At 33.3% G+C, this 5,224-nt stretch carries 7 protein-coding genes; 2 read left to right on the plus strand and 5 right to left on the minus strand.

Annotated elements, in window-relative coordinates; genetic code table 11:
* Window positions 1-122: 122 nt before the first annotated feature.
* From BM212_RS11890 to BM212_RS11905, 4 genes are all read right to left on the minus strand, one after another.
* The gene (locus BM212_RS11890) at window positions 123-905 is read right to left on the minus strand and encodes a phosphotransferase family protein (RefSeq protein WP_072694488.1); all 783 of its coding nucleotides are present in this window, start codon (window positions 903-905) and stop codon (window positions 123-125) included.
* A gap of 195 nt (window positions 906-1,100) precedes the next feature.
* Window positions 1,101-1,955: a D-amino-acid transaminase gene (gene dat, locus BM212_RS11895; protein ID WP_072694487.1), complete on the minus strand. Its 855-nt coding sequence runs from the start codon at window positions 1,953-1,955 to the stop codon at window positions 1,101-1,103.
* A 27-nt stretch (window positions 1,956-1,982) separates the two neighbouring features.
* A complete protein-coding gene (locus BM212_RS11900) occupies window positions 1,983-3,200 on the minus strand; it encodes an ABC transporter permease (protein WP_072694486.1) in 1,218 nt (405 codons plus the stop codon).
* A complete protein-coding gene (locus BM212_RS11905) occupies window positions 3,197-3,937 on the minus strand; it encodes an ABC transporter ATP-binding protein (RefSeq protein ID WP_072694485.1) in 741 nt (246 codons plus the stop codon). Before BM212_RS11905 ends, BM212_RS11900 begins: the two co-directional genes overlap by 4 nt.
* 162 nt (window positions 3,938-4,099) lie before the next feature.
* On the opposite strand from BM212_RS11905, the gene BM212_RS11910 reads away from it, so the two are divergent.
* Both BM212_RS11910 and BM212_RS11915 read left to right on the plus strand, forming a co-directional pair.
* Window positions 4,100-4,534: an HIT family protein gene (locus BM212_RS11910; RefSeq protein WP_072694484.1), complete on the plus strand. Its 435-nt coding sequence runs from the start codon at window positions 4,100-4,102 to the stop codon at window positions 4,532-4,534.
* The gene (locus BM212_RS11915; RefSeq protein ID WP_072694483.1) at window positions 4,531-4,890 is read left to right on the plus strand and encodes a YtxH domain-containing protein; all 360 of its coding nucleotides are present in this window, start codon (window positions 4,531-4,533) and stop codon (window positions 4,888-4,890) included. Before BM212_RS11910 ends, BM212_RS11915 begins: the two co-directional genes overlap by 4 nt.
* Before the next feature lie 68 nt (window positions 4,891-4,958).
* Here BM212_RS11915 and BM212_RS11920 read toward each other — a convergent pair.
* On the minus strand, window positions 4,959-5,224 hold a 266-nt coding region (locus BM212_RS11920; RefSeq protein ID WP_143744961.1), incomplete at its 5' end, for an IS3 family transposase.

Consider the following 5,224-nt stretch of genomic DNA (forward strand, 5'->3'; position numbering starts at 1 on the left):
TTCATCACTTAACAGGTGAAACAATAAAAGTATCATAGTGCCTGCCATTAGGCAGTGTTTCCACGATTCAAGCAAAAGTATGAATTATCTAGGATGTCAATAAAATATTATAATTACTTATGCTAATTCGACATCAGCTGGTCTATTTTCACAATTGCATTATTCATCTTGATAAATTGCCCTTTACGATGTGCTTCTTTGACATCCATCAGTAAAGTCATAATTACATACCAATTAATTCTTTTAAGAAATGATTCTGATATTTCATGGTCATATTCATTCAACCAGTCATTCCATTGTTTTTTTTCAATATAACGACTAAATAGCTGTCCGATATCATAAGCTAAATCCGCAAGAATAGCTGAATCCCAGTCCACTAGATACAATTGGTCCTCTTCAGATAGTAACCAGTTTTTTCTAGAAACATCTCCATGACATACACTTATTTCTGAATCCTTGATGATTTCCAGTTTTGTATCAACCAACCACTTATACGCCTTTTTTAACTGAGGATGTTCTGCTAAGTCTTTTGCAAGTCCTGATTTATACTCTGTCAGCAAATCTTTAGGATGGATTGATCGTCCGCCTACTCTCTGAAGCATTCGTTTCAAACTTTCAGACTGATGGACTTTTTTCAGTATCTTAGCAACTCTAGAAGAATGCATCTCATCTTTGAAAAGATTTCGACCATTGCACCACTCTTGTGCAGTAAGAACATCTCCATTACCTATTCTTTTAGTCCATATCAATTTAGGAGAAATACCTTCTAAAGAAAGAGCAGCTAAAAAAGGAGAAGAATTGCGTTTTAAAAACAACTTTTCTTCATCCTTTGTGCCCATATAAGCTTGTCCTGTATCCCCGCCGATCGGGTGTAATTTCCACCCCGTTTCTCTCTCTAACTCCATACCCACTCAATCCTTTTATCCATAATTACTTATTTCACTTTCCTGTCCTGAATCTCTTCTCTATTGTAGAAAGAATTCATGGACTCGTCAAGCGGATAGATGTTCTTTTTTATAATCTAAATGCAATTCTATTGATGTACAAAAGAACCTTTAGTATGTAGCTCGTTGAGATATAGACTGTTTTTTATAAACGATCTATACCTTTCCACAAACTTGTTCAATTTCTTCCTGAAAAGCTTTTGCCAATTTTTGAGTTACTTGTCCTATTTGACCATTATTAACTGCATAACCATTAATAGTATGAATAGGCATAACTTCTATTGTAGTACTAGAACAGAACACTTCATCTGCTTCATTTAATTGCTCTAATGTAAAGGGCTCTTCCTTAACTTCAATTCCTAATTTTTTTGCACATTTCAACCATACAATCTTTGTTACGCCCGGTAAGATTAAATTGCTGTCTGGATGAGTATAGATCGTTCCATTTTTGACTATTGCTACATTTGAAGCCGAACATTCTGTGACAATTCCATCACGATGTAAAATTGCTTCTTCAGCATTTTTTTTGTGAGCTTCATGCTTTGCCATAATATTTCCAAGTAAACTGATGGATTTGATGTCACATTTCAGCCAGCGAATATCTTGCTCGATAATTGTTTTAATACCTGTACTGATTTTTTCTGCATCTCTTGGTACTACTGTAATATTTCCTGTTATCGTTGGTAAAACACTAAGATCTGGATAAACATGATTACGAGGAGAAGCAATACCTCTAGTAACTTGTAAGTATAGATTACCTGTATCTACTTCACTTTCTTCTAGTAACTGAATCATCAGGCGTTTCATCTTATCTTTTGTCTGTGGAATCGCCATTTCGATTTTACTTGCACTCGTATATAAACGCTCGATATGCTCATCTATACAAAAAAACTTACCATTATATGCTCTCACGACTTCATAGATTCCGTCCCCAAATTGGTATCCTCTATCTTCAGGGTCGATTTTCACTTCTTCTCTTTCGACTATTTGACTATTCCAGATTACTTTCATGTCTTCTCCTCATTTCTAAAATTAAAATTATTCCATTTTTCTTAATCTTCTTGGCAGGTAATAAATAGTAAATCCATAAATAAATATTAAACTTCCAATAAACATAATTCCACTACTCGACATTTCTTGTGTAAGATTAACTCCAATAAAAATAATTGCCACAATACTCAAAATTTCGCCTATCAATCTCTGGATGGATTTTATTTTACCAGTCTCTTTGACCGGGTACAATTGAAAATAAAAATTTTGCTTAAATTGTTGATAGATCGGTATAAGTTGAAATCCAATCAAGTATAAGAATAAAATTGTCAATATTAATTTGATTATTGTGCCTGGAATAAATAAAATCAATAAAATTCCAATTAATGTTAACCTTAAAACTAGTCCACTGTAAGACTGGTTTCGATAAAAAGAGCGTACAATGTAATAATAGTGAGGATCTTTATTTTTTCTTGACTGGATTTCAATCCATTTATCTAACCACTTTAATCTATTTGGATGCTGTTCAATAAAAGAGACTTCAGTAAACAAATTAATAAATCGATAAATTTTTTGTAGTCTGTTCTCTTCTTTTTCAATAATAATAGTCCATTGCAGACTTTTATCGTTACCATAAAATCTCTTTAGGTAGAAAGTACCCGCCAAAACTAATAAAACTGCTAAAATCAACCCGCTATATAGATTCACAAATATACTGAAAATCATTCCGACAGCGCTTAAGATTTTGACAATGCTGATCATTAGTCTGCGTTTGCCATGATCTTTCTCTAAAAATGCTGAATATTGAACTCTAAGATCAAAATACTTCAGTAATAAAACAGTCGCTAAAAATACTGGCCAGTTACTAAATTCAATCTGCAAAGTTACAACTAATAATGGCATGGCAGCAGCTGAAACAAATGATAGTGGAATAGCTAAAAGTATAAAACTTTTCCAGACGTTCTTTTCTAGAATTTTTTTAACTTCTTGTTCAAGAGGCAGTAAAAAGACAACATCTGCTGCCTGCATCAGCGTCGCTATAGTTCCAGTAGATATTACTAAAGTCATAATCATAACTAAAATAATTCTGGGTAGAACAGCTCCCTCACTGAGCGTTTGTACATAGTTAGAGTAACCAAAACCTCCCGCGCCCAACAACAGGAGTAAAGCTAGAACAAAGTGATCATTTAATACATACTTCATATATCTAGAAAGTTGTTTCTGATATATTGCAGTCCTTTGTTTAAAAAGTGAAATGACTGTCATATTATAAACCCTTCTTCATCTGCCAATTGTGCATACATCTCATCCAGGCTGGCTCCAGGCATCTTAAAATGTTTTCTTAATTGAGATAATGTTCCCTGAGCATAAATTTCTCCATTATGAAGAATAACAAACGCATCACAGATTTTTTCTGCATTAGTTAGTACATGCGTAGACATTAAAATAGAAGCTCCTTGCTGTTTTTTTTCATCAAGCAGCTTTAAAAAGTCTCTGATTGCTAATGGATCTAACCCTAAAAAAGGTTCATCTATGACATAAAGGCTAGGATCAATAATAAATGCACAGACGATCATCACTTTCTGCTTCATTCCTTTAGAAAAATCCGATGGGAACCATTCCAGACGATCATCCAATCGAAATAACTTTAAAAGGGGTTCTGCTTTTCTATGTGTTTTGTCTATATCCAATCCATACGCCATTGCTGTGATTTCAATGTGTTCTTTTAACGTTAACTCATCATATAATACAGGCGTTTCTGGTATAAACCCTATACTTTGTCTGTATAATGTACTATTCATATGAATTGTTCTGTCATTTAAAAATATTTGTCCTTCAAACGGCTCTAAAAGACCCATAATATGTTTGATTGTCGTACTTTTTCCAGCACCATTTAACCCTATCAAGCCAACTAATTCTCCATCTTCCACATTGAAAGAAAGATCTTTTAAAATTGGCTTTCTAGTATACCCACCTGTAATATGTTCTATTCTTAAACTCATTTAAAATATCCTTCCTAACATTGTTCCTTATATTTTACCACAAGTATGAAGAGACAGAAGGAAGTTTTATGCTTCTTTTTATCAAAATATGCTCTTCTATGATAAACTAGAATAGATTAGAATGATAGAATAAAGATAGTAAGTAAGGTAGGAGGAATAAATATGACAGATAATGTTTTTGCCAAAATTGTTGCTGGTGAAATACCAGCCAGAAAAATATACGAAAACGAACATGTTATAGCAATTATGGACTTATCACAAGTGACTAAAGGACATACATTAGTCATTACAAAAAAACAAGTTCGTAATATATTCGATTATGATGAAGAATTGGCATCGAATGTGTTTGCTGCGATTCCTAAAATTGCAAAAGCTATAAAGAATCATAATCCAGAAGTTAAAGGATTAAATATTTTAATGAACAATGAAGCTGTTGCATCTCAAACAGTTTTTCATAGTCATATTCATTTACTTCCGCGATATGGAGAAAATGACGGGTTCGGCTTGAAATGGGAAGATCATTCAAGTGACTATACATCTGAAGAGCTCGATGATATCAAAGCAAACTTAATCAAGGCATTGGAGGGCGTAAAATGAAACACTTATTATTAGGTACTTTAAGTGGAATAGTACTAGGCGGAGTATATGGACTCCTAAAAACACCTAGATCCGGCAAAGAAAACCAAGATATGTTAAAGAACTATATCGATGACACAACTGACCATGTAAAAGATGTAAATGAAAAAGTAGGAGATCTGAAAAGTGCAATTCAGAATTTAACTGATGAAGGAATGAAGTTGCAAACTGAATTTATGACAGATATTCAGCAACTTTCTAATGAATATATATATGAAGCCCAACCTAGATTAGAGCGCATTAAACGTAAAGCAGACAAAATCAATAAGGATATCGAAGTAGCTACTGTCAATATTAAGAGTACAACAACTAAATAAATAAAAAGAGAGCAGCCCTAGTTAACTGAACTGACCCTTGTCAAGTAGACAATAAAATAATAAAAAATCTATATGGCAACCTGATACCGAAATTCCATCGGTGTTAGGTTGTTTTTTGTTTCTTGTAAACGTTCGAAATTATAAAATTCCATGTATTCATCAATATCTTTAATGAGTTCTTGATATAGAGTGTACTCCTTCAAATGATACGATTCGCATTTGTAGTGCCCAAAAAAGCTTTCCATTGGTGCGTTATCAATACATTTCCCCACTCTAGACATACTACGTGTAATTCCAGCTTCTGTCGTGATTTGACGGTACTGTTTAGAGGTAT

This window comes from Marinilactibacillus piezotolerans (assembly GCF_900114235.1).
GTDB classification, from domain to species: Bacteria; Bacillota; Bacilli; order Lactobacillales; family Carnobacteriaceae_A; genus Marinilactibacillus; species Marinilactibacillus piezotolerans.